Annotated in this window: 19 protein-coding genes and 2 tRNA genes; 12 read left to right on the top strand and 9 right to left on the bottom strand. The window is 33.2% G+C overall.

What is annotated here, in order from left to right; all coding sequences use genetic code 11:
* Positions 1 to 6: 6 nt before the first annotated feature.
* From BXU10_RS03800 to BXU10_RS03820, 5 genes are all read left to right on the top strand, one after another.
* Complete coding sequence (locus tag BXU10_RS03800) at positions 7 to 1,572, top strand: RagB/SusD family nutrient uptake outer membrane protein (RefSeq protein WP_078226167.1); 1,566 nt, start codon at positions 7 to 9, stop codon at positions 1,570 to 1,572.
* 19 nt (positions 1,573 to 1,591) lie between these two features.
* Positions 1,592 to 2,656, top strand: coding sequence for an IPT/TIG domain-containing protein (locus BXU10_RS03805; protein WP_078226168.1), 1,065 nt, complete (start codon positions 1,592 to 1,594; stop codon positions 2,654 to 2,656).
* Between the two features lie 86 nt (positions 2,657 to 2,742).
* Entirely contained in the window at positions 2,743 to 4,020 is a 1,278-nt protein-coding gene (locus BXU10_RS03810; RefSeq protein WP_078226169.1) for a fasciclin domain-containing protein, read from the top strand.
* A 93-nt stretch (positions 4,021 to 4,113) separates the two neighbouring features.
* Positions 4,114 to 5,346 (top strand): glycoside hydrolase family 27 protein, encoded by a 1,233-nt coding sequence (locus tag BXU10_RS03815; RefSeq protein ID WP_078226170.1) that lies wholly within the window; start codon positions 4,114 to 4,116, stop codon positions 5,344 to 5,346.
* 107 nt (positions 5,347 to 5,453) lie between these two features.
* Positions 5,454 to 6,419: a glycoside hydrolase family 5 protein gene (locus BXU10_RS03820; protein ID WP_078226171.1), complete on the top strand. Its 966-nt coding sequence runs from the start codon at positions 5,454 to 5,456 to the stop codon at positions 6,417 to 6,419.
* Between the two features lie 290 nt (positions 6,420 to 6,709).
* On the opposite strand, the gene BXU10_RS24930 is transcribed toward BXU10_RS03820, so the two are convergent.
* A complete protein-coding gene (locus BXU10_RS24930; protein WP_189328052.1) occupies positions 6,710 to 6,850 on the bottom strand; it encodes a hypothetical protein in 141 nt (46 codons plus the stop codon).
* Positions 6,851 to 6,988: 138 nt separating this feature from the next.
* Between BXU10_RS24930 and BXU10_RS03825 the strand changes: the two genes are divergently transcribed.
* The gene (locus tag BXU10_RS03825) at positions 6,989 to 8,047 is read left to right on the top strand and encodes an outer membrane beta-barrel protein (RefSeq protein WP_078226172.1); all 1,059 of its coding nucleotides are present in this window, start codon (positions 6,989 to 6,991) and stop codon (positions 8,045 to 8,047) included.
* Between the two features lie 554 nt (positions 8,048 to 8,601).
* Here the strand turns inward: BXU10_RS03825 and BXU10_RS03830 are convergent.
* The 5 genes from BXU10_RS03830 to BXU10_RS03850 all read right to left on the bottom strand — a co-directional run bounded on the left by BXU10_RS03830 (position 8,602) and on the right by BXU10_RS03850 (position 14,226).
* Positions 8,602 to 9,507, bottom strand: coding sequence for an N-acetylmuramoyl-L-alanine amidase (locus tag BXU10_RS03830; RefSeq protein WP_078226173.1), 906 nt, complete (start codon positions 9,505 to 9,507; stop codon positions 8,602 to 8,604).
* Positions 9,508 to 9,537: 30 nt separating this feature from the next.
* Positions 9,538 to 10,068 carry a hypothetical protein gene (locus BXU10_RS03835; RefSeq protein WP_078226174.1) on the bottom strand — a complete coding sequence of 177 codons (531 nt, stop codon included), beginning with the start codon at positions 10,066 to 10,068 and terminating at the stop codon, positions 9,538 to 9,540.
* A gap of 44 nt (positions 10,069 to 10,112) precedes the next feature.
* Positions 10,113 to 11,426, bottom strand: a complete 1,314-nt coding sequence (gene rimO, locus BXU10_RS03840; protein ID WP_078226175.1) for a 30S ribosomal protein S12 methylthiotransferase RimO — start codon at positions 11,424 to 11,426, stop codon at positions 10,113 to 10,115.
* Between the two features lie 218 nt (positions 11,427 to 11,644).
* The gene (locus BXU10_RS03845; protein ID WP_078226176.1) at positions 11,645 to 13,153 is read right to left on the bottom strand and encodes an OmpP1/FadL family transporter; all 1,509 of its coding nucleotides are present in this window, start codon (positions 13,151 to 13,153) and stop codon (positions 11,645 to 11,647) included.
* A gap of 47 nt (positions 13,154 to 13,200) precedes the next feature.
* A complete protein-coding gene (locus BXU10_RS03850; protein WP_078226177.1) occupies positions 13,201 to 14,226 on the bottom strand; it encodes a hypothetical protein in 1,026 nt (341 codons plus the stop codon).
* Positions 14,227 to 14,326: 100 nt separating this feature from the next.
* Here BXU10_RS03850 and proS point away from each other — a divergent pair, with 100 nt between their 5' ends.
* From proS to BXU10_RS03875, 5 genes are all read left to right on the top strand, one after another.
* Positions 14,327 to 15,805: a proline--tRNA ligase gene (proS, locus tag BXU10_RS03855; RefSeq protein WP_078226178.1), complete on the top strand. Its 1,479-nt coding sequence runs from the start codon at positions 14,327 to 14,329 to the stop codon at positions 15,803 to 15,805.
* A gap of 80 nt (positions 15,806 to 15,885) precedes the next feature.
* A tRNA-Glu gene (locus BXU10_RS03860) sits at positions 15,886 to 15,957 on the top strand.
* A gap of 38 nt (positions 15,958 to 15,995) precedes the next feature.
* Positions 15,996 to 16,067 (top strand) — tRNA-Glu (locus BXU10_RS03865).
* A gap of 156 nt (positions 16,068 to 16,223) precedes the next feature.
* Positions 16,224 to 16,475, top strand: coding sequence for a 30S ribosomal protein S20 (gene rpsT / locus BXU10_RS03870; protein ID WP_007803459.1), 252 nt, complete (start codon positions 16,224 to 16,226; stop codon positions 16,473 to 16,475).
* A gap of 165 nt (positions 16,476 to 16,640) precedes the next feature.
* Positions 16,641 to 19,007, top strand: coding sequence for a GAF domain-containing protein (locus BXU10_RS03875; RefSeq protein WP_078226179.1), 2,367 nt, complete (start codon positions 16,641 to 16,643; stop codon positions 19,005 to 19,007).
* A 152-nt stretch (positions 19,008 to 19,159) separates the two neighbouring features.
* On the opposite strand, the gene BXU10_RS03880 is transcribed toward BXU10_RS03875, so the two are convergent.
* Positions 19,160 to 20,338, bottom strand: a complete 1,179-nt coding sequence (locus BXU10_RS03880) for a Pycsar system effector family protein (protein WP_078226180.1) — start codon at positions 20,336 to 20,338, stop codon at positions 19,160 to 19,162.
* A 26-nt stretch (positions 20,339 to 20,364) separates the two neighbouring features.
* Here BXU10_RS03880 and BXU10_RS03885 point away from each other — a divergent pair, with 26 nt between their 5' ends.
* Positions 20,365 to 24,099 carry a metallophosphoesterase gene (locus BXU10_RS03885; RefSeq protein WP_078226181.1) on the top strand — a complete coding sequence of 1,245 codons (3,735 nt, stop codon included), beginning with the start codon at positions 20,365 to 20,367 and terminating at the stop codon, positions 24,097 to 24,099.
* Positions 24,100 to 24,120: 21 nt separating this feature from the next.
* On the opposite strand, the gene BXU10_RS03890 is transcribed toward BXU10_RS03885, so the two are convergent.
* Both BXU10_RS03890 and BXU10_RS03895 read right to left on the bottom strand, forming a co-directional pair.
* Entirely contained in the window at positions 24,121 to 25,149 is a 1,029-nt protein-coding gene (locus BXU10_RS03890; protein ID WP_078226182.1) for an alpha/beta hydrolase fold domain-containing protein, read from the bottom strand.
* A gap of 50 nt (positions 25,150 to 25,199) precedes the next feature.
* On the bottom strand, positions 25,200 to 26,060 hold the full coding sequence (locus BXU10_RS03895) for a hypothetical protein (protein ID WP_078226183.1): 861 nt from the start codon (positions 26,058 to 26,060) through the stop codon (positions 25,200 to 25,202).
* Positions 26,061 to 26,066: the final 6 nt, after the last annotated feature.

Genomic DNA, 26,066 nt, shown 5'->3' on the forward strand with positions numbered 1-26,066 from the left:
ACAATTATGAAAAAATATATAATCAATATAAAGACTCTAGTATTGTTTTTGACACTAGGTTTAGGTTTTACTTCATGTAGCGATGAATTTTTAGATCGTCCTTCTGAAGATGGCTATGTAAGTGATCAGTTCTATAGTACTGATGAGCAAGTTGAAAGAACTACTTATGGAATGTATGGGAAAATGTGGGCGCCATTTTATACAAAATGTTTCTATGCATTGTCTGAATTGTCATCAGGTAATTGTTTGGCATATGCAGATGGTCCGGAGTTAATTCAATTTAAATTAACTTCTGACAGTTTTATATTGTCAGATCCATGGAGATCTTGTTTTGGGGTTGTTGCGCAATCAAATAATTTAATTAATACTCTTGAAACTAATGCAGGACCAAATGTAAGTCAGGCAGTGATTAAAAACACAGTTGCTGAGGCACATTTCTTCAGAGCCATTTCTTATTTTTATTTAGTGCGTTTATTTGGACCTGTGCCAATTATTGAAGATAATTTGGCATTGGCAAAAAATCCTATGGTTAATACAAATAGAATTGAGGATGTTTATAAATTTATTGAGAACGATTTGAAATATGCAGCAGCAAATTTAAAATCAAAAGTTAGATCAAGAACTGCGGGTGATGAAAATATTTTTGTTACTCAGGGTTCTGCAGAATCGTTTCTGGCTAAAGTATATTTATATCAAAAAAAATACTCTGATGCTAAACAAATGGCTGAGAAGGTAATTGCTTCAGGAGAATTTGATTTATTGCCAAACTTTGCTGATTTGTTTTTAACTAGTAAAAATAACAATCATGAGTCTATTTATTCCTGGCAATGGTCTGGTGCCATAGGCGAATATCAGGGAGGAAATTTTTCAAACGTACAGTATGGATTGGATATACTTAACGATGGAGCTTCCTATGGAGCAACTTATGTTCCGTCAAATGATATTCAGGATGCTTTTGAAGTTGGAGATTTAAGAAGAAAAGAATCTTATTTAATTTATGGAGATGAATATCCTAATATTAAAGCTGATGGTGTAGTTGGTTTTAAAGTAGATAAAGTTAAATATCCAAGTCTTTTGGATAATACAGGAGCCGCAGTTAAAAAGTATGTGGTAGGACAGGTAACCGGAGAAACCGGACCAGTAGATAATTGGGGAGGTATGAATAACTGTAATTATATTATGCGTTATGCAGATCTTTTATTAATTCATGCTGAAGCTGTTATGGCAGGAGCCAATGAGACTACAGATGCTGCTGCAAAAGAGTCTTACAATAAGGTTAGAAGAAGAGCAGGTCTTGCAGAATTAGGACTTAATGTACCACTGACAAAGAGCGCTTTGTTTCAGGAAAGACGTGTTGAATTTGCTTTCGAGGGTGAGTTTTGGTATGATTTAGGAAGATTACCACGTGCTGAAGCTATTGAAATTGTATCTAAGCAAGATAGAGGTTTTGATTCGCAAGGGGTAAAGCACTATACTCCTGTTGAAACAGATTTTATTTTTCCTAAGCCGGAAATTGATGTTAGAAAAAATCCAAAATTAAAAGAGGCTCCGGTTCCTTATGTTTTTAAATAAACTTTAAAGAAAAACAATTATGAAAAATATAAAAAAAATAATGTTGTTGAAGTTTTCTTTTCTTGCTTCAATTTTCCTGCTCGCTTCTTGTTCTAATGACGATGGTGGCAGTGGCAGTGTTCCTGTAATTACAGGGATTAGTAAATCAGTAGTTGATGATCCTTTAATAGACGGAGACAGGGAAGTAGATGTTCCAACGGATGTTATTAATGCAGGGAATACCTATATAATTAGAGGTTCGGGCTTTTCAACTCTAAAATCGATATCGTTTAATGGCTTGGAGACTGTATTTAATTCAACTTTGGTAACGGATAATGCTATTGTGATAAGTGTTGATAAGGATACTCCTTATTATAATGAGATGGACGAATTAAAAATGGTTACCAAAGGAGGAACTTTAATATATTCGGTAAAGGTAAGACCACCTTCTCCTAGTATTACTGGTTTCCCGATTAACCCTAATCCAGGAGATATAATAACTATTAAAGGAGACTTTTTTTTACGTCCTGTTGTAAATTTTGGAACAACTCAGGTAGAGCCAATTGAATCTACATTAACTGAAATAAAAGTGCAGGTTCCGAATGAAAATATTCAATACAAGAACCTTTCTATAACCAATGTGTCGGGCACTACGGTAGCTGGACAGTCTTTTGGAAGTGCTATTTATGATGATGCTTATACCTCTCTTATGAGTTATAATGGGTTATGGGATGGTACAAACGCTTATGATATAGCTTATGATAAAGACTTTAGTCAAGGTTCAAAATCCATTAAGTGGGTTGCTGGTCAATGGGATGGTTTATATGTTGGAATAAATAATTCTCCATTTGATTTCTCTAAATATAAAGCAATCAGAGTAAGTCTAAAGGGACAGAATTCTGGAAAAATAGCAGTAATTGTTAATGGGAATTATAGTAAAATACCAAATTATGAGTTTTCGTCATCTTCTTGGACTTACATAGAGATCCCTTTTAGTGCAGTTGGTGATCCTACTCAATTAACTGAAATAGTTTTTCAGGAATTTGGAGGAAAAGCAGGAGGTAATACAATTTATATTGATGACTTAGGTCTCGTATTAAAATAATATATAGGATTTGTTTAAAAAGAATCTTTTAATAATGAATGATTCTTTTTATTTCTTTCACTAATAAAATATAAAAAGAAAACTTTATGAAAATAATATATAAATTAAAACAGATAGCTATTTGTGTTTTTTTGACAGCAATAGCCACTTCTTGTGATGATTCTATCGAAGATGTTGGAGGAGCAAAACAAAATCAAAATACCGCTTTTGGACTGATAGAGGCTAATACCAATTTAACTCTTTTTGCAAAAGCTATTGAATTGACCGATTTGAAATCGACCTTAAATACTACAGATGATTATACCTATTTTGTACCAAATGATGTAGCTATTAATGCGTATTTGGTTGCTAATGGATTTGTAAACAGTTTAGGGTATCCAGACATTAATTTAGTGCCAATTCCAGACTTGAAGCAGCTTGTTTTGAGTCATGTAGTAAAAGGTGCAAAACAAAGGGTAGGTAAATTAGCAGGTATAGAAGCAGATTATTTAGAGTCTGGAGAATTAACTACTATGGCCAATGTTGCTGATTCGGATTTGTATTTGTTAAAGGTTAATGTAAGTATAGCTGATAATGTATATGTATTGAAAGTAAATGGTTCTGATAAATCAGCGCCAGGGCTAGATTATTATGGAACCAACGGATTTGTTAATGTATTAGATAATGTAATATCGTTAACCCCTCCGGCTCCAGTTATTTCAGCACTTTCTCAGGCTTTTGCTTCTCCGGGTGATGTGATTACAATTACAGGTTCAAATTTTGTAAAAGTAAAAACAGTTAAATTTGGAGATAAGTCTGTTGTATTTACTGTAGATTCAAATACAGGAATGAAAGTAACGGTTCCTGCAGATTTTGGATCTTATGCACTGGTTACGATAGAAACAGAATATGGTACTTCTAATATTGGAACTCTTGGAGTTAAATATTTACTGTATGGAGATGAATTGTCAGGTTATGCATGGGGATGGGGAGGAGATATTGATTTACTTAATACACAGAATGTAAGTAGAGGAACTTCTTCAATCAAAAAAATTGCAGGTCCGTGGTCTGGGCTCTTTATAGGCTTTAATGATGTTTTAAATGTTGCAGATTATAATTTCCTTAAAATGTCTGTTTATGCAACTGAAAGTACTAAGATATTTATTACTCTAAATAGCGATAGAGCAGACAGTACAAAGGGGACAACAGTTACTTTAATACCAGGTCAATGGAATAATCTTTCAATCCCTTTTTCAGATTTAAAGCCTGCTTTAATTGGTACCAGTTTTAATAGCTTGTTTATCCAGGAATTTTCCGGGGTTCCTAAAGATGGCGTTGATCCACAAACAAGTATTATCTATTTAGATGATATAGGATTTTTATAAAATATGTTTTGTTTAATTTGAGTTAGTCTAAAATGTTCCCTGGTTGAAAAATTAGGGAACATTTTTTATAAAGTATTTTAAATTTTAAAAAAAATGAAAAAAATAATTTTAACATTGGCTCTGCATATTTCCATATTAGGCTTCAGTCAGGGAAACACTCACACACAATTCGGAGGAAAATTTGAAGGTCTTGCAATGACACCTCCAATGGGGTGGAACTCATGGAATACTTTTGCAACCAATATCGATGAAAAATTAGTAAAAGAAACCGCAGATATTATGGTGTCTTCAGGTCTTGCCGCAGCAGGTTACAATTATATAGTATTAGACGATGGCTGGATGGACAAAGAACGAGATGCGAATGGGGATTTGGTTCCAGATCCAGATAAATTTCCAAATGGAATGAAAGCTGTGATAGATTATGTACACAGCAAAGGTTTGAAATTTGGTTTGTACAATTGTGCCGGAACAAAAACCTGTGCAGGATATCCGGGAACTCGTGGTTATGAATACCAAGATGCCCGATTTTATGCCCAACTTGGAATCGATTTTTTGAAATACGATTGGTGTAACACAAAAGGAATTACCGCTCCGGAAGCGTATACAACAATGAGTAATGCCTTAAAAACTGCCGGAAGACCTATTGTGTTTAGTCTTTGTGAGTGGGGTGATAACCAGCCTTGGGAGTGGGGAAAACCCGTTGGGAACCTTTGGAGGATCTCAGGAGATATTTATCCATGTTTTGACTGCGAATTTAAACACCCTGAAAATTGGTCGTCCTGGGGGTTCATGAAAATTGCAGACATGCGTAAAGACATTCGCAAATATTCAGGGCCTGATCACTGGAATGATTTTGATATGATGGAAGTAGGGAATGAAATGAATGATACCGAAGACAAGGCGCATTTTAGTTTATGGTGTATGCTGGCATCGCCATTGTTTAGCGGAAATGATTATAGAAAAATGTCAAAAGAAACATTGGCAATTTTAACCAATAAAGAATTAATTGCTGTAAATCAGGACAAATTAGGTGTTCAGGGCTTTAAATATCTTGCAGAGGATGGATTGGAAGTTTGGGCAAAACCTTTATCTGACGGGAATTGGGCAGTAACGTTCTTAAATAGGAGTGAGGTTTCAAAGAAAATCAATTTCGATTGGAAAAAACATATAATTAAAGATGTTGATTTTGGTTATGAAGCCAATTTTAATGAGATGGTTTTCAAACTAAAAGATCTTTGGAAAAATAAAGATTCAGGAAATACAAAAAAGAGTTTTACAGCCGATATTGCTTCTCACGATGTTATCACGCTCAGATTAATTCCATAAAACTCTTTATAATATAAAATCGCCATAAATAAGCCGTTTGTGTAAGCAAACACCAATAAATAAAATGCGATACCATATTTGATCAATAACAAAAAAAACTCACATATATGAAATCAGAAATTAAACTTTTTGTCATTACCTTATTATTAATGTTTTGCTTTGCTAATGCACAATTTGTAAAAAAACATGGTCAGTTAAGTGTTCAGGGTACTCAATTGGTAGATAAAAACAATAACCCGATAGTCTTGCGTGGAATGAGTTTTGGCTGGCATAGCATGTGGCCAAGATTTTACAATGAAAAAGCAGTTAAGTGGCTGAAAAAAGATTTTAATTGTAATGTAGTTCGTGCCGCTATGGGAATCGAATTAGGGGAGATGGCTTATAAAAAGAACTCTCAATTTTCAAAAGATAAAATAGAGTCTGTTATTAATGGTGCAATAAAATCTGATATTTATGTGATTATAGACTGGCACAGTCATAATATAAATTTAGAAGAAGCAAAGGCTTTTTTTGCAGAGATATCTAAAAAATATGCGGAATACCCAAATGTCATTTATGAGATTTTTAATGAGCCGGATGATGAAACATGGCCACAAATTAAGTCGTATGCCGAAGAAGTAATTAAGGTGATAAGAAATAATGATTCTAAAAATATTATTTTGGTGGGATCCCCTCATTGGGATCAGGATGTCAATCTTCCGGCAGCTGATCCTATTATAGGGTACAATAATATAATGTACACGATGCATTTTTATGCCGCAACGCATGGTAAAGAACTCAGGGATAGAACTGATGAAGCGATTAAAAACGGTTTGCCAATTTTTATATCAGAATCTGCAGGAATGGAAGCGAGTGGTGACGGATCTTTGAATATGAAAGCATGGCAGGAATATATTGACTGGATGGAAGAACGAAAATTAAGCTGGATTACCTGGTCAGTTTCGGATAAAGATGAAACTTGTTCGATTCTGCAAAAATCCGCTAAATCAGAAGGTAATTGGAAAGAAAAGGACTTGAAAGAATCTGGAATTAAAGTCCGTGAATTTTTAAGGAAATATAATTATAAGGAATAAGTTTGTTATTTATCATGAGGAAAGCCTGTTCGTATGAGCAGGCTTTTTTTTGTTTTTTTAAGTTAATAGAATATTTTTTATGATATTTTTTTGTAAGAATTTGGCTTGATTGTTTTTGATTTGTTTTAAACTTTTTAAACTTATTTTCGATAGCTTGAATCTTTTGCTTTTTTTTAAATTTTTATCAACCCCTATTTTTTAAGGGGTGATATGTGTTTTAGTGCTTAAAAAAGTGAGAAAATTGTCTTTTTTTATATTTTTAATTTTACAAAACCCTTCTTTTTTGCTAATTACGGCTTAAAATATGTTGTTGTATTTTTAAAAACCAATCCGTATAAATGTGAAATAACGATTATTTTTAATTTAATTTTTGTAATCCATAATTCTGCTTCAAAAACATTAAAAAAATAGATTTCGATTCTTCTACTCATACAAAAGTTAATAAATTCGCTGAAGAAAATGATGATGATTAGATGGATTTAAAGTTCAAAGTGGAATCGTATAATATAATAATAGATAAAAATTTAACTAACCAAAATCAAATTAATTAACTAAAACCAATTTAACACATGAAAAAAGTATTATTTATTTTATCATTAGCCTTAACAACAAGTTTTGCATTTGCACAAGATGACACTCCAGAAACTACTCCTTTAGAAATTTCAGGTTCCGGGGATGTATATTACAAATATGATTTTGCTAAAGTTCCTAATATTCCAACAAGCTTCGCAACAGATCAGAATTCTGTTTCTTTAGGAATGTTAGATATTGCATTGAAGAAAAAAATTAAAAATATTTCTTTTGTAGGTGAGGTGTCTTTTGGGCCAAGAGGACAAAGACAATCAATTCCAAATGAGCCAGGTGTGGTATTTGATCAAAATGGTGATATTATTCCTAATGTAGGTACTTCTGGAGAATCATTCCACATTCAAAATTTATATGCTACGTATGCAGTTTCTGATAAGCTTAGTCTGACTGCGGGTTACATGGGAACATTTATCGGGTATGAGGTAATCTCTCCTGTAGGTAACTTTCACTACTCAACTTCTTATTTGTTTACCAACGGACCATTCCAAAATGCAGGTGTTAAAGCAAATTATGCAATAACTGAGAAATTTGGAGCAATGGTAGGTTTGTTTAATGACTCTTGGAATAGCTATAAAGCTGATTCGCAAAAAGGATTAAATGCTGTAGGAGGACAATTGTCTTATGTAACTGATAAAGCAAGTGCTTATTTGAATTTTATGGATGGTTCAGTAAGTGGTACTATTGTTGACTTGACTGCAACATTTCAATTAACTGATAAATTTAAATTAGGTTTAAACGCTGCTGATTTTTCAAATGAAGGAGATGTTGGTTATACAGGAGCGGCTTTATATCCATCTTATGCAATCAGTGATGCTTTTGCTTTGGGATTGCGTGGAGAATACTTCAAATATAAAGAAGGTTCTGGAGATACAAGTGTTACGGCTTTTACTTTATCAGGAAATTATAAAATAAACGGCTTAACGATTATTCCAGAGTTTAGACTTGATTCTAATTCAGATGAAGTTCTGTTCGTAGATTCTGATTTAGCTCCTGCTAAATCTGCTTCTCAGGTGCTTTTAGCTTTAGTTTACGGATTCTAAGATTAATAAAACATACTCTTTAGAAAAGAGATAAAGATTGATATTTTTTTTTTTTTTTGGAAGCTGTCAAAATTGTGAAATTTTGGCAGCTTTTTTATTGGTATCAAATCGGTGGCTTAAAATCTGCAGTATTGTAATATTTAGTAGTACGAAAAAACACATTCTTAAACTTCTCTAGTCTGGTTTCAAAATAGTGAAACTGAAGGTCTCGTCAAAACAAACCTCTAATTTCAGTACAGAGTTTTTAGTTCACACGTCTCTCAAATATGTTTAACTGCAAACAGAGTAGTTAAGATGTGATAATTTGGGTCTGATAAAAAGTTGTTGATTTGCTTGATAGTTTTCAGTTTAAGTATAGCGGTTTTAACTTAATACGAATTTTAATCTTATCGTTTTGCGTAATATTTGTTAGTAGCTATTGATGTAAACAAAGAACTGTTTTTTTTGGGTTGATTATTTGAGGATGGCGAGAGGAGAGATGTTTGTTGGTTTCTTATAAAAAAATGCGTTTCTAATTCAATTTAGAAACGCATTTTTAAATATGAAATTTAAAGTTATTGAACCTGTTTTTTATAAATCGAATAAATAGTATCTATTGTTTTACGGTCTAAAACAGAGCTGGTGTCAGTTTGAATATAATGTAATTTAAAAGCCATTATTGCTGCTGATAGATTTTTGGTATTATAACCAATAATTCGCAATGCAGGTTCAATTTTAAAATCAAAAGGAGCTTCTTCTAAAATTTCATCAGGCCATATTCCAAATCCTTTTTCAGCTAATGTCTTCCATGGAAATAAAGCGCTTGGATCTTGTTTTCTGCCTGGAGCAATATCAGCATGCCCTAGTATGTTTTGTGTTGGAATGTTGTAATCTTTTTTCAATTTTGTCAAAAGAGCAATTAAACTTCCAATTTGAGCTTCAGTAAAGGGTTTGAAGCCATTATTGTCAAGCTCGATACCGATAGAGCTTGAATTTAAATCTGTATTTTTGCCCCATGTTGAAGCACCTGCATGCCATGCTCTTAAATAATCATTTAACATCTGAACAACTTTTCCGTTTTCAGAAATTATATAGTGGGAGCTGACCTGTGTTTTGGTTTTTGTAAAAGTACTAATGGTTTGCTGTAGAGAATCTTGAGCTGTATGATGAATAATAATGAAACTGGGTTTTCTCAGATTGAAATTGACAGTTCCTATCCATTCTGTGTTGATACCATTTAATAAGGGTGTAGATCCTGTTTTTGATAACGTATCTTTTATAATACCTAATTGCGTTGCGTAAGTAGTATCAATGATAACCGTGGTAACTGGTATTGGTGCAACTTCTTTGCTTGTAATTTGATTTTCTAAAGCTTTAAGCTGCTGATCATAAACTTTTTCTGTTTTTCTGTATGGGTTTTTTGTTCCGCAAGAAGTAATTATAATTGCTGAAATGAGATAATAAAAATGTTTTTTTAACATGTTTTACAATTTAAGATTAAGTAGAAATAGTTATTCTGCAGGTTTTATTTCTTCAGTATCTTCCTTAACTTCTTTTTTTTCTTTCTTCTTTTTTGACTTAGTCTTTTTTATTTCTTTAAAATTAGCCATAAAAGTGGTGTATTTTTCTATCTGTGCAGGATTTAAAAAAGCAGTTATTTTTTTAGTCGTAACTTCTCTTAATGCATTTATTTGCTCAATTTTCTGATCCTGACTACTGCTTTCGTTTTTTAAGAGAACACCTTGTTCTCTCATGCTGTCTGCTAAAACATTGGTAATGGCAATAACTTGCAATTCATCAAGATTTACCTCGGGTTTCATTTGTTCAACAATTTTAGCAGCTGTTTCTTCAACCGGTACTTCTTTAGGTTTGCTTGGGCTGCTTTGTGGACCTTGCATCATGCTTCTGTCCATCCCCATTCCGCTGCCTCTGCCGTATCCGTTTCCATAACCGTTATTGTATCCATTTCCATACTGTGCCAATACAGATGTAAAACTTAATAAAGCAAAAGCTAAAATAAAAAAAGAGTGTATAGATTTCATAAAAGTATCTCTAAGTTGATAATGAATAATCAATTACCGTAAATTTAAGCAGGTTCCCCGTATAAATCAAATTCTGTTGCTTCTATTATCTTGATATTAACAAATTCCCCTGTTTTTACATAATGTTTAGAGGCATCTATTAAAACTTCATTGTCAACATCCGGACTGTCAAATTCGGTTCTTCCAACAAAATGAGCACCTTCTTTTCTGTCAATAATACATTTGTAAATCTGTCCTACTTTTTCCTGATTCAAATCCCATGAAATTTGCGATTGTAATTCCATGATTTCATTGGCTCTGGCTTGTTTTATATCAGCAGGAACATCGTCTTCCAATAAATAAGCATGAGTGTTTTCTTCATGAGAATAAGCAAAACAGCCCATTCTGTCAAATTTCATTTCCTGAACAAAATCCTTCAAAATTTCAAAATCTTCCTGGGTTTCGCCTGGGTAACCAACAATCAAAGTAGTTCGGATGGCCATTCCGGGAACCGCAGCACGAAAATCTTTCAATAACTGAGTCGTTTTGGCCTGAGTTGTACCACGACGCATCGATTTTAAAATATTATCCGAAATATGCTGTAACGGAATATCAATATAATTACAGATTTTAGGTTCGCGTTTCATTAATTCCAAAACATCCATAGGGAAGCCGGTAGGATAGGCATAATGTAAACGAATCCATTCAATTCCTTCGACCGCTGCCAATGCTTCTAAAAGTTCAGCAAGATTTCTTTTTTTATAAAGATCAAGGCCGTAATAAGTTAAATCCTGAGCGATCAAAATTAGTTCTTTTACGCCGTTTTTGGCTAAACCTTGAGCTTCCTTAACTAATTTTTCAATTGGCTGAGAAACATGTGAGCCCCGCATTAACGGAATCGCACAGAAACTGCACGGTCTGTCACAGCCTTCGGCAATTTTTAAGTAAGCGTAATTTTTGGGAGTAGTCGTTAAACGCTCTCCTAATAATTCATGTTTATAATCTGCTCCCAATGCTTTTAAAAGCTGAGGCAGTTCTGTAGTTCCAAAATATTGGTCTACGTTCGGAATTTCTTTTTCTAAATCCGGTCTGTAGCGTTCGGATAAACATCCTGTTACAAAAACCTTGTCGACCAACCCTTTGTCTTTTTTATCAGCATATTCCAAAATCATGTTTACCGATTCTGCTTTCGCATTGTCAATAAAACCGCAAGTGTTGATTACGATAATGTTTCCTTCCTCAGCGGCTGGTGCCTCATGTTGTACTTCTTTACCATTGGCACGAAGCTGTCCCATTAACACTTCACTATCATATACATTTTTCGAACACCCAAGAGTGATTACGTTAATTTTGTTCTTTTTTAAAGACTTGGTTCTCATACTTTTATAAATTGGAGTGCAAAATTACACTTTTTTATTCAAACACAGACTGTTTAGGTTTGTTTTAAGGTGTTTTTTCAGGAGCCATTTCCCGCTATCCGTTACAATCTTTTATGCCGAACACCGGCAAAAAAGGATTTTCACTTCTATCGGGGCTAAAAAAAATCCGTCCGGTAAAGACCAGACGGAAATCTTCAATCCTCTATTTTGATTTTTAATTACAATTCAAATAATAGGGTAAGTGAAACATTGTTAAGTTTAGAATTAATTTTTGCAGGGTCATTTAATCCGGTTGCAAAAAATCCCTGATTTGATTCTCTTTCAGTAAAAGAATAAGCAAGGTCCAATTTAGTAGAGCCAAAGTTATAGCCCAAACCACCAGAATAGCTGTTTAAATCTCCAATTGTTTTGCTGTCTTTATAAGGACTTCCTTCAAAACGGTATCCTCCGCGTAAGCTTAATCTCTTGATTTTAAATTCACCTCCAATACGCAATTCACCATTTGTGGTAAATTGGTTGTCTATCTCTCTGTTTAATTCTCTGAATCCCGAATCGTTAGTGGGTTTGAATTTAGTGTTTCCATAATCCTTAATAGAATAATCAATACTAATTAATCCTGATTTTCCAAAGATATATGCACCACTGAAAGTAAATTTTCCGGGAGTTTGCAAAGTATATGAATCGTAAACATTTATAATGTTAGGATTTACTTCGTAGTCAATGGCTTCATTTGCATTATTTTCTGTTGTCGAATATAAACTTTGTGAAAGTTCGTCGTATAGTTCATACCAGGTGTTTGATTCGTAAGCTAAACCAAGTCTTAATGATTTTGTGACTTTAGCAATTGCTCCTAATTGAAAAGAAAACCCGTTTCCATAAGTATATAAATCATTATTAAAGCGCACGTTAGATATGGTTTGAGTAGCTTCAAGGGCGCTAGTGTTTCTTTCGAAAAAGCTGCTGGATCTTCTGTAGTCAGTAACATGAACATTTAAATTGGCTCCCAGATAAATTCTGTCCTGATATGATGTTGCGATGTTAAAGCTTAGTTTGCTATTGTATCCTCGTGCGTAAATTTCGTTTTCTTGTATATAATTTCCTCCGTCAGGAACGTTGGTGTTGTATTGTGTATTGTTAGCATCGTTTGGATTATCTGGGAGTATCACTTTTCCATAAAATCCAAAATATGCTTGTTGCTTATCGTAAAACAAATCGCTGTAGTCAAGACCAGTAATATCTCCTAAAGATATTCCATTAGCATAATTTAAAAAATAGCTGTCAATAGAGTTTTTGTTTTTATTGGTTCCGGCTGAGAAAATATTATTGTTGAAATTATTGGTGTTTTCATACGTGGCTCCAATTGCAATTTTTTTCCACTTACTATTTGGATTACGGTCATTAAAAACAAAAATAGCTCCGGCTTGGTTTAAAATAAAAGAATTTTCCTTGTCGCTGGTCTGTTCACCAAAATAATCAGAGTTGTTTTTGATGTTTTGATTACTAAAAGTAACCCCAACCTGATTGTTGTTAAATATAGCAGATCCCGCTGGGTTTACAGACAAAGAAGAAAAATCTCCGCCCACTGCTCCAAAGGCTCCTCCCATTGCTCTAAATCTGGCAGTTCCGGTTAAGTTGTCCTGGGCATAACGTATGGCATCCGAAACTTCCTGAGAGTATGACATGCTAAAAGTTAGTCCTGATATAAGTAGCAAGAATGTTTTTTTCATTGATTTAGTTTTAATATATAATTCTGGATAAGTTTAGAAGGAAAGTGTTATCTTCTTCCGCCGCCACCGTATGACCTTCCACCTCCGCCACCGCTACCGCCAGACGATCTCATGCTTCCGCCGCCGCTACTGTTATTATTGTATGAACGGGAAGATGAACTTGGTGTTGAGTAACTTCGGGATGAATTATTGTTGTTACTGTTGTTGTAAGTTCTGTTTGTGGTAGTAGTACCGCTTGATCTTCTGTTTGAGTAATCGTTACTGTAACTTTGTGTTGCTGTGTTTCTTCGATTCGTAAAAGTTGGACTTGAATTTGAATTATATGTTCTTCCGTTTACTGAAGAATTTCTTCTGTAATCAGAATAGGTGTTTTGTCTATTTGTAGAATAGCTTCTGTTTGTGTTGTAATTTCTGCTTGAAGTATAGTTTCTATTGGATGAATAACTTCTGTTTGTGTTGTAATTTCTGTTGGAAGCATAATTTCTTCCGCCATAGTAAGCAGCAGATCCTCTTCTTCCATAATTGTAGGAATAGTTATTGTATCCATAACCGCCTCCCCAATATCCATAACCAGGTCCCCAATATCCGGAATATCCCCATCCAGGTCCCCAATATCCAGGGTATCCCCATCCGTATCCAGAGTATCCCCAGTAACCTCCGCCGTATCCCCATCCATAGTAAGGATATCCAAATCCATAACCAAAACCCATAGACCACATTGGGTCAGAATAAAAGTTAACGGATACTTCAGAATTGCTGCTTCCCCATGAAGGATAAGCTGTCGCTGAAGTGGTTTGTGTGCTGTCGCTTTCTGCATAATTTCCGTAACTATCTACATCCGTAAAAATTTCAGTAGACTGGTTGTCATCTTGCAGTGATTTGAAATAATCTTTGTATTGGTTATTGGCAGCTGTAGTGTTTGGTTGAGAATAGGTGCGTGTGTTGCCATATACTCCATCGTTATCATTATACGAAGTGTTTTGGTAAGATCCACACGATGTTAATAGAAAACTCAATAATCCAATTAGATAGAAATGAGTTGCGTTTTGTCGGAGAGAAATATAAGTTTTCATATCTGTGGTGTTTTTTATTGTTGCACATTACAAAAATAGTTAGTTTTGCGGAACTATTTAGTTAAAAAAATAAAACAAAATTTGTGCCAAACTATTCAATATGAGTAAGAACCTCACTACAAGATCAGAAGATTATTCGAAATGGTATAACGAACTGGTTGTTAAAGCAGATTTAGCCGAAAATTCAGGAGTTAGAGGATGTATGGTAATTAAACCATACGGATATGCTATTTGGGAAAAAATGCAGGCAGAGTTAGACAGAATGTTTAAAGAAACCGGACATCAGAATGCATACTTTCCTTTATTCGTGCCAAAAAGCATGTTTGAAGCCGAAGAAAAAAATGCAGAAGGATTTGCAAAAGAATGTGCTATTGTAACGCATTACAGATTAAAAAATGATCCGGATAAACCTGGAAAACTTATGGTTGATCCGAATGCTAAATTAGAAGAAGAACTTATTGTTCGTCCAACAAGTGAGGCAATCATCTGGTCTACATATAAAGGATGGGTGCAATCGTATAGAGATTTACCTTTATTAATTAACCAATGGGCAAATGTGGTACGTTGGGAAATGCGTACGCGTTTATTTTTAAGAACTGCTGAATTTTTATGGCAGGAAGGACATACTGCACATGCTACAAAGGCAGAAGCAGTAGAAGAATCTGAAAAGATGATGAATGTTTATGCAGATTTTGTAGAAAACTTTATGGCTATTCCTGTTGTAAAAGGTATAAAAACCGAAACAGAACGTTTTGCAGGAGCGGATGAAACGTATTGTATTGAAGCTTTAATGCAGGATGGAAAAGCCTTGCAGGCAGGAACATCTCACTTTTTAGGGCAAAATTTTGCAAAAGCATTTGATGTAAAGTTCGCTAATGCAGAAGGGAAGCAAGAACACGTTTGGGGTACCTCATGGGGAGTTTCGACTCGTTTAATGGGAGCTTTGGTTATGACACATTCTGATGACCAGGGATTGGTTTTACCTCCAAACTTAGCACCGATACAAGTTGTAATAGTGCCAATTTATAAAACAGATGAACAATTAGCCGAAATTACAGCTGCTGTTAATGATTTGACGGCTAAACTAAGAAAATTAAGGATTTCAGTTAAATATGATGACAGAACAACACAAAAACCAGGGTTCAAGTTTGCTGAGTCGGAATTAAAGGGGGTTCCGGTGCGAATTGCTGTTGGTCCGAAAGATTTAGAAAACGGAACTTTTGAAGTTGCAAGACGAGATACATTGACAAAAGAAACAGTTTCCGGAGAAGGAATTGTAAATTATGTAAATAATCTGCTGGAACAGATTCAGAAAGATTTGTTTAATAAAGCATTAGACTATCGTAATACACATATTACGGAAGTAAATAGTTTTGAGGAATTTAAAGAAATATTAGATGGTAAAGGTGGTTTTGTTTCGGCTCATTGGGACGGTACAGCAGCTACCGAAGAAAAAATAAAAGACCTGACAAAAGCAACAATTCGTTGTATACCTTTAAGTCATGTAGAAGAGCCGGGAAGCTGTGTGTTTACTGGTAATCCATCTACAAAAAGAGTGTTGTTTGCGAAGGCTTATTAATTTTTTTTAATTTTTTTTGCATCAGGTATTGTACATCTTAAAAATAGTTGTATTTTTGCATCCGCATTAGAGAAACACACGGTCCGTTCGTCTATCGGTTAGGACGCCAGGTTTTCATCCTGGTAAGGGGGGTTCGATTCCCCCACGGACTACTTTTTTTCTGCAAATTAAGTTTACGCTTGATGTTATTGGTCCGTTCGTCTATCGGTTAGGACGCCAGGTTTTCATCCTGGTAAGGGGGGTTCGATTCCCCCACGGACTACTAAAATTAGTTGTGAATAAGTTTTATAAAATAAAAGCTGGTGTCTCTGTTTTTATTTTATTAGTTAAAACCAAAGTGATTGTTTTTGCAATTGTGGGAGGTTTTTCTTTTTTAACTAGTATCTATAATAAATTATTACATCTAAAATTAAAAAAAATGGCAAATCATAAGTCAGCATTAAAAAGAATCAGAAGTAACGAAAAAAGAAGAGTTCTTAACAGATACCAACATAAAACTACTCGTAATGCTATTAAAGCATTAAGATTAGCTACTGAAAAATCTGATGCTGCTTCTAAATTATCAACTGTAATTTCTATGATTGATAAATTAGCTAAAAAGAATATCATTCATGATAACAAAGCTTCTAATTTGAAATCTAAATTAACAAAACATGTTGCTAAGTTGTAATTAATTACAATTTCCTACAATATAAAAAGTCCTCTTCTTGAGGACTTTTTTTGTTTTATAAAAACTCAAAGCAGTTTCTTGAAACTTATAAACAAGAAATAAATAGGCTAAATAGATAATTAGATTAACTTAATTATTAATTTTGTATTCTAAACTACATTTCAGATGAATACTCATTTGTTTAAAGAAAGTCCTTTCAGAACTATAATATCTTTTCATAAATTAATTGAATCTTTCGAAGAAATAGCCTTGTCAGATGTTGATTACAGGTCGAATTATGCAAAAGCAATCCTGAAAGAAACAGAACCTTTGCCTGAATTTAGAACCGGTATAGAAGACTATAAGTTTATTCAAAAAAATGAAAGTCTCATAAAAAATCTATTGGCTGATTTGTTTCCGACAGCTTTAACGCATAACGAAATAAAAGCAGTTACAATTCCATTTCAAAATTTAACATTCAATTATACAGAACGATTCAGGAAAATTTTGAGTAATGCGGGTTCTGAATTTGATATGGAAATCCGTGATTTTGATGAGCACCAATTTTATATTAATAACTGCTGTCTGATTTTAAGTAGTTACTATCACCAAAATATAGATTTTAACAAGCCTTTTTTCTACGATATACCTGATGATAAAGGTGTAGAAAGACATTATCGTATTTTATACAATGCAGATTTTTTAGAAATCATTCCAACCGAGAATTCAATACAATTATTGCAGGATGATATCGATTTGCTAATTGATAATTATAATGATATTGCGTTATGGAAATCTAAATTTCCTTTAGGTAGTTGGATCTTAAAAGGTTTTGGAATTGTTTCCTTATTTGATGCTACTACTGAAAATGCTGTTTCGAATTTAAAGAGTAATCTCTTAAAGCCAGAGGATACCGTTACTCCAACCGAAATTATTGAATCAATTTTCATATCATTATTTAAAATTCCAGGTTTAAGATTCGGTTTTATAGTCTACAGTCCTGAAGAGGAAAAATTCAACAGGCCTCCTAAATTTGATACCAAAATGCATAGTTTTTTGCTTTCGGATGATCATGAAGTACATTGTAAAAATGCTTTATTTGGATGCTCTTTTGAAAATCTTTTAGACAAAAAGGAGTTATTTGTAATTTCAAATGTTGAGAAATTTTCTCATGAAGCAGTAAATGAAAAACTAGGAAAACATTTACTTAATCAAAATATAAACAGTTGTATTTTTGCGCCAATTATTAAAGATGATCATTTATTGGGAGTACTTGAAATTGTTTCTCAAAATCCAAGGGAACTCAATAGTATAAATGCAACCAAGCTAGAGTTGATTTTACCGTATTTAACTGATACTATTGATCGCTACAATACTGATATGCAACATCAGGTTGAAGCTATTATCCAGCGAGAATATACTACTATACATCCGAGCGTTTATTGGAAATTTAAAAAAGAATCTCAGAATTATTTCCAAAATATCAATCATTCAAAAGATTATATTTTCAAAGAAATTGTTTTTAAAGATGTGTTTCCGTTATATGGTCAAATTGATATAAAAGGTTCGTCTGAACATAGAAATGATACGGTAAAGAAAGATTTAAAAAATCAGCTTACCACTCTTTTGGAAATTTTCGAAAATCAGAAACCAAACGCTAATTTAGTTCTTTTGGAGCAGCGTAAATTTGAACTTGAATCATTGCGTCAAGAATTAGATTTCCCATTAAAAGCAGATACTGAACAGCATATACAGCGTTATATTGAAGAAGAAATTCATCCTATTCTTAAAAACACAAAGGGTACAGCCAGGAACGAAAAGTTAGAGCAACTGTATTTTGAGAGTCTGGACGAAAAATCTGGCTTGTTTTATCATGAAAGAAAGAAATTTGATAATGCAATGTCTATTATTAATAAAAAATTAGCCTCAGTTTTAGATAAAAAGCAAATTGAAGCCCAACAAATTTATCCGCATTATTACGAACGTTTTAAAACAGATGGTGTTGAGCATAATTTATATATAGGAGCTTCTATAACGCCTTCTAAATCTTTTGATATGATGTATTTGCATAACCTTCGTTTGTGGCAATTGCAGACTTTGTGCGAAATGGAATTAGAACATCATGAACTCAAAGCTTCATTGCCGTACGAATTGGATGTGACCTCGCTGATTTTGGTGTTTAGTGCTCCTCTTTCAATTCGTTTTAGAATGGATGAAAAACGTTTTGATGTTGACGGAACTTATAATGCACGTTATGAAGTTGTGAAAAAAAGAATCGATAAATCGAACATAAAAGGTTCAACCGACAGAATTACAGAAAAAGAAAAAATTACAATTGTCTATTCGCAAAATAGTGAAGAAGCAGAATACTTAAAATATATTAAATATTTACAGCACAAAAAAATATTGGAACCCGCTATCGAACAATTTGAAGTTGAAGATTTGCAGGGGGTTTCAGGATTAAGGGCGATACGTGTAAAAGTCATAAATAATACCGGAAATTCAATTTCTCAAAAAATCACTTATCAGGACTTATTAGATGAACTTAAATAAATTTATCGTAAAAGTAATATGATTTTTGAGGATTGAAGCAAATAGTTTTTGTTAAGACCGAGCAGGCGTTCATATGATTTATATAATAAAAGAGATCTATCTGAAAATAGAGCTTTAATTGCTTTTATACAGATAGATCTATAGCGCTATTTTTAAATTGATTTGAATGCGATAACAAAAGCAATTACTGTAACAATAATTCCAATCATGAAAATGTTGTAAGCAATTCGGAGCAAATTATATTTTCGTTGTAAAACCAAACCTAGATAATATAAATCTTTTATCATTGTAGAGTATAAATAATCACGGTCTTTCATCATTTCGTTCATTGCCCAATCATATTCGTGTAAAGGCATTTTATAAAAATTTCCAAAAAACATTAAATTTACCTTTTTTGCCTGGACATCCTCTCGTGTAAAAAAGCCTGAGGTTACTTTAGGTCTTGTTGATAAAATGGCAAAAATAATAGTAATTACACTAGAGATCAGCATTATGAATGTAGGGATTACCAAATGAGCATTTTTTGGACTATCTAATTTTGGAATAATAGAAGAAAGTGCAATTGAAATGATAATAGCATTTACAGATAATAAAATATTTGCTTTGCTGTCTGCAATACCACTTAAACGAGTGTGATTCCCTAAAGTAACCCGAAATAAAGTGTCTATGCCGCGATCCGGTTTTTCCGCTTTATCTTTCTTTTTGTTTTCATCTTCGATTACAACAGTTTCTTTTGCTTGCTGCTTGTTGATTTTTTTCTGAATACGAACGAGATTCTTTTCTTTTAAAGGCTGCCATTTTTTTTGGGCATAATCCGTGTAAAAATGGTGTTTAGTCATTAAAAACTTGAAATTTTCTGTAGCCCATTCCAAAGTAGAAAAATCGACAATACCTGTATTTTTTAATTCCAGGCGTAATAATTCACACGTATTTGTATATTCCGGACTAATAATGTGTATGAAGTCCGCATCTTTAATTATTTTTTCTAAATGATTTTTTGGGACATATTCTTTGGCTGTTGCCGAAATCAGTTCGCCTACTTTTTTTATAAAATCCTCTGATTGATTTCTTTCTTTTAGAAATTCGGAAGCGATCTTTACACTTTCGTTTTCGTGATTTTCATAACCCTTTGTATAGCCGGTGTCATGAAACCATGCAGCAATCAAAAGTAGTTCCCTTTCATCGGTATTTACTTTTTCTTTTTCACACAGTTCCTTTGTTGCATTTACCACACTTTGTGTATGGCTAAAATTGTGGTAAGTATATAAATTAGAAAGTTTATCTTTGAGTAAATTACTGATGAAATCTTCGGATTGTTCTATTAGATTCATAGAGAATATTTTTATACCACTAAATTATGAAATTGTTTTTGGATAATCATTTTATTGCTAAGATTAAAAACTGTCTTTTGGCAATAGTCGCTATACCTTTTTTTTATTGTTGTGCAACGCAAAATGCCCAATACGGAAAAAATGTAAGTGCTAACGAAACACAAAACGTAACGGATACTATAAAAATTGTCCATACTTTTTATTTAGTTGGAGATGCTGGCAATGCTGATGAAGAGCAGGCACAGCAAACACTGGAACTGTTGCATCAAAAACTTAAAAAGTCTAACAAAAAAGCAACTTTATTGTTTCTAGGAGACAACATCTATCCAAAAGGCTTTCCTAAAGACAACAATACTGCTGATATTACTGTGGCAGAAAAAAAACTAACGAATCAATTAAAATTAAGTAAAGGATTTAAGGGGAAAACAATTGTGATTCCGGGAAATCACGATTGGTACAACGGAATCAAAGGACTGGAACGCCAAGCTGATTTTGTAACCAAATATTTAAATGATAAAAAAGCGTTTCTGCCTAGGAAATCCTGTCCGATTGAAGATGTGAAAATTGACAGCACTATAACATTAGTAACTGTTGATAGTGAATGGTTTTTAGAAGACTGGGATAATCACCCCACAATTAACGATAATTGCGACATTAAAACCAGAGAAGATTTTTTTGATGAACTGGAAAATGTTTTAAATAAAAATCAGGAAAAAACAGTGGTGCTTGCCATTCATCATCCTTTGATGAGCAACGGAACGCATGGGGGTCAGTTTTCATTAGAAAAGCAGTTGTTCCCTTTAGAGAAAAAGATTCCACTGCCGGTAATTGGGTCGATTATAAATTTACTCAGAAAAACATCTGGTGCCAGCCCGCAGGATCTTCAAAATAAACAATATACTATTTATTCAAAACGAATAAAAACACTGCTGCAAAAGCAAAAAAATGTCATAGTTGTTTCCGGTCATGATCATAATCTGCAGTATATCAGTAAAGAAAATATTAAGCAGATTATTAGCGGCGCCGGTTCAAAATCTGAAGCTGCAAGGGCTATCAATTCAACTGATTTTTCATATGGTGGAAATGGTTATGCAACCTTGACCTTATATAAAAGTGGTGATGCTAAAGTGGCATTTTTTGGAAATGAAAATAATAAGGAAAAAATGCTTTTTGAACAAGAAATCATAAAAGCCAAGGAGTTTAACTGGGCGTCTAATGTTTCAAATAACTTTCCGCCAACTATCAAAACTTCAATATATTCTTCTGAAATGACCGATAAAAGTTTATTTCATAAATTCTTGTTTGGTAAGCATTACAGAAAATATTACAGTATGCCAGTAGAAGCAAAAATAGCTACAATTGATACTTTAATGGGAGGTCTGAAACCTATTCGTGAAGGGGGAGGTCATCAGTCTGTTTCTTTAAGAATGTCAGACTCAAAAGGGAGGGAATATGTGATGCGCGGCATGAAAAAAAGTGCAATAGCTTTTTTACAATCTGTAGCCTTTAAAGATCAGTATGTTGTGAATGATTTCCAAAATACATATGCAGAGAATTTTTTACTTGATTTTTATACCACCTCTCATCCGTATTCTCCTTTTGTAACTGCCACTATGTCTGATCAGATAGGGCTTTTACATACCAATCCATTTTTATATTATATTCCAAAGCAGGAAGGCTTAAAAGAGTTTAATTCTAACTTTGGAGATCAGTTGTACATGGTAGAAGAACGTCCTGCAGATAATCATCTGGATGCTAAAAATTTTGGAAATCCATCAAATATTATCAGTACAGAAGATATGATGAAAAATCTTCACAAAGATGAAAAATACACTGTCGATGAAAAAGAATACATCAAAGCGCGGTTGTTTGATATACTGATTGGTGATTGGGACAGACACAGCGATCAATGGCGCTGGGGCGAATATAAAAAGGGAGATAAAGTTGTTTACAAACCAATTCCGCGTGATCGTGATCAGGCTTTTGCAAAATACGATGGGGCTTTGCTTTCTCTTTTAATGAATATTCCGGCGCTTAGGCATATGCGTACTTTCAAGGGAGATAAAATCAATGTAAAATGGCTTGGAAGAGAACCTTATCCAATGGATTTGGCTTTTCTGAGAACGACTGAAGAAAAAGACTGGATTGAACAGGCTAAATTTATTCAGGAAAATTTATCAGATGCTGATATTGATAATGCTTTTAAAAACATGCCTAAAGAAGTTCAGGATGGAACAGTTGAAGATATCAAGAATAAATTAAAAAGGAGAAAAAAGGATCTTCAGAAATATGCTTCTGAATATTCTGATGTATTAAGCCGTACGGTTATGATAGCAGGAACCGACAAAAAAGATAAATTTGTAATCAATCATAATATTAAAAAGTCTATAGAGATACAGGTTTACAGAGTGAAAAAAGAAGGGGATGAGTTGGTTTATACTAAAACGGCAACTGATGCCAAAACTAAAAATCTGTGGATTTACGGTCTTGATGATAATGATGTTTTTCAGGTAATTGGAAACCAAAAGTCAAAAATTAAGATTCGTTTGATTGGTGGTCAAAACAACGATACTTATAATGTCGAAAATGGTAAAAAAGTTATTGTGTATGATTTCAAATCAAAAGAGAACACTTATAACTTAGATTCTAAAACCAGAACCCAGCTTACAGATGATTATAATGTCAATTTGTATAATTATGAAAAGCCAAAGTATAATGTAATTGCCGGACTTCCAAATATTGGGTTTAATCCTGATGATGGAGTGAAAGTAGGTGTCAATTTAAATTATACTGTTAATAATTTCAAGCAAAATCCATATACTCAAAAACATATTTTTAATGGTTTTTATTATTTCGCAACCGGAGGCTTGGAATTTGATTATACGGCACATTTTCCCGGTTTGTTAGGGAAATGGGTAATTGATGTAGATGCTCAATATACAACGCCAAATTTTGCGATGAATTTTTTTGGATACGGAAATGAAACTGAAAACGATGATGATGACTTTGGAATGGATTATAATCGGGTTCGCATTAGAAAATTTAATGTTTCCAGCGCAATAAGGCATGTGGGACGCTTTGGAAGCGAATTTAGCCTGCAGCCGATTTTTCAAAGAATGACGGTTGAAGAAACTGATGGCAGATTTATTGATGTTGCAGGAATAATAAATCCGAAAGTATTTGACAATCAGAATTACGGAGGTTTAAAAGTAAAATATGTTTTTAAAAATGCTGATTTTGCGGCTAAGCCAACCTTAGGAATGTATTTTATGATTTCGGGTATGTGGACGACAAACTTAAACGATACTGAGCAAAATTTTCCAACACTTGAAAGTATTTTAGGTTTCACACATAAAATTGATCATAACGGAAAATTTGTTTTGGCAACATCTTTAAAGGGTAAAGCCATTTTAAATAATAATTTTAACTTTTACCACGGAGCTTCTTTAGGAGGGGATTCTGATTTAAGAGGTTATAGAAATGAACGTTTTCTAGGACATTCATACTTTTCTCAAAGTACAGATTTGAGGCTGAATATTGGTAAAATTCATCATACAGTTGCACCTTTAACCTATGGGATTTTAGGTGGTTTTGATTACGGAAGAGTTTGGTTTGATGGAGAAAACTCTAAAAAATGGCATCAGGATTATGGGGGAGGACTATGGTTAAATGCTATTAATGTTTTAACTGCCAGAATCTCCTATTTTCAATCACCAGATGAGCCTGGAAGAATAGTTTTTGGAGCTGCTTATAGTTTTTAAAGAAAGAAAAAATTTGGAGTTTTAGTGTTTTTGTAAAGTCCATTTTACAAAAACACTCATAACTTCAGTCCAGTGTTCTTTTTCATAATTTGCACTTCCGTCTTCATTTACTTCAAAAAAATTATGCTCTAAGTTTAAATATCTTTTGTAAGTCAAATTATTTTTAGAATTCTGAATATAAAACAAAGGAACTAAATCACATAAGTCGGAAGCGATATCGTTTGTAGCATAAGCCAGATAAGTTGGAATGGTAATTTTTAGCCAATCATTAATCTGAGGTTTTGAAAAAGATTTCCAAGCTAATAAAGTAGGATCTTTTTTTATGGAATCATTATTGTAAGCATCTCGAAACATTTGGTATTTATCGTTAATTTTTTCATCGGCTTCTTTCCAGGTAATTTTTTTTGCCTCTGCCTCTTTTCTATAATTTCTTATCAATTGGTCAATTCTTCCAAAAGGATTGGCTCCAAATAAGCCTAAATGAGTTACATTTTTATTTGAAATCGAAATTGCTGTCGCTACTTTTGACCCTTGAGAATGACCAGCTACAATTAGTTTTGAATTATCAACCCATTTTTGTTTTCGTAAGTACTTTAATACTGTATTAGCACGAGTTTGATACATTTCCAAATAGTCAGATTTCATATACTCTTTATCGAATTCTTCAGGTGTTTTAGGATTTGGGATATAGCAATACGATTCGCTTAGATTTTTTTCTTCAACAATTACAGGAGTCTTAGGCATTGAAATTACCACTAAATGATAATTTCTTTTTATTTCTTCGATATCAAAATTAGTGATTCCCCCTCCAATCATCCACATTGGCTCTTTCTCAGGTTTTACAAATAGAGGGATAGGTAAAGAACCCTGGCAAAATAAGAAAATCGGTTTTTTAAAATTTAAAACAGTATCAACTACAATAAAATCAATACTGTCACTATTGTTTTTGATGTTAAAATGAGTTGCCTGATTATTTATTATAATTTTATTTTGAGAAAAGGAAGATAAGGACAAAAAAAGTGAGAGAATGACTAACGTGATTTTTTTCATAAGCAGATTTTCCAAAATATTAATTGGCGCTATTAAAAATAAATAATAAGTTACTTCAGTCTTAATTCGTAAACATTACCTCCAATTTTATTTGTCTTTTCATCAGCAATTAATAAAGTATTATTGTCTTTAAAAACAACAGCTTCTTTTTGTGAAAAGTGGTTTAAGGCAATTTCTGTTTGAGAGCCTTTGTTAAAAGAATCACCGTTAAAATCTTTAAATAAAACAATTTTATCGTGACTTAATAACGCTATTTTTGTTCCGTCAGGACTAATAGTTGCGCTGGTTAAAACACAATGATTGTAATTGTTACAAGTGTTAAATTCGCCTATTTTAACAGCTTTTTGAGTTCCGGGAGCATTTTTTATTTTATAAATAAAAGCAGTTCCATCAAAACCTTTGCTTCGGTTTTTGGTAAAGAGATAAAAGTAATTTTGGTATTCAAAAAAACCTTCAACATCGTAGAATAGTTCTTTTTTCTTAGGCGGAAATTCTGTCTGTTCAGGATATGAAAAAGAAACTTTATACTCAGAAACTGCATTTTCTTTACTTAACTCTGCTTTTGCTACTTTGTAAATACACAAATCCTGACGTTCATTATCATTATTACCAAAATCACCGATGTAAATATTTTCCTCTTTGTCTTTTGTAATATCTTCCCAATCTACATTTTGGGCGTTTGTAATAGAGATAGTTTTCTCTAATTTTCCTTGTGAATTGATAGCGTAAACTTCATTTTTATTCCCACTGTCTTCCAAGGTGTAAATCATATTGGTTTCGGGAAAATAAGTAATGCCGGATACTTCCTTTAACTTTTTTGGAAGTGAATAAAGCGTTTTTAAATCAGTATTGGATTGTTGTTGACAAGCTAATAAAACTATAGAAATTCCAAACAAAAAAAACTTTTTCATAGATTA

This window comes from Flavobacterium sp. LM4 (assembly GCF_002017935.1).
Classification (GTDB): domain Bacteria; phylum Bacteroidota; class Bacteroidia; order Flavobacteriales; family Flavobacteriaceae; genus Flavobacterium; species Flavobacterium chungangense.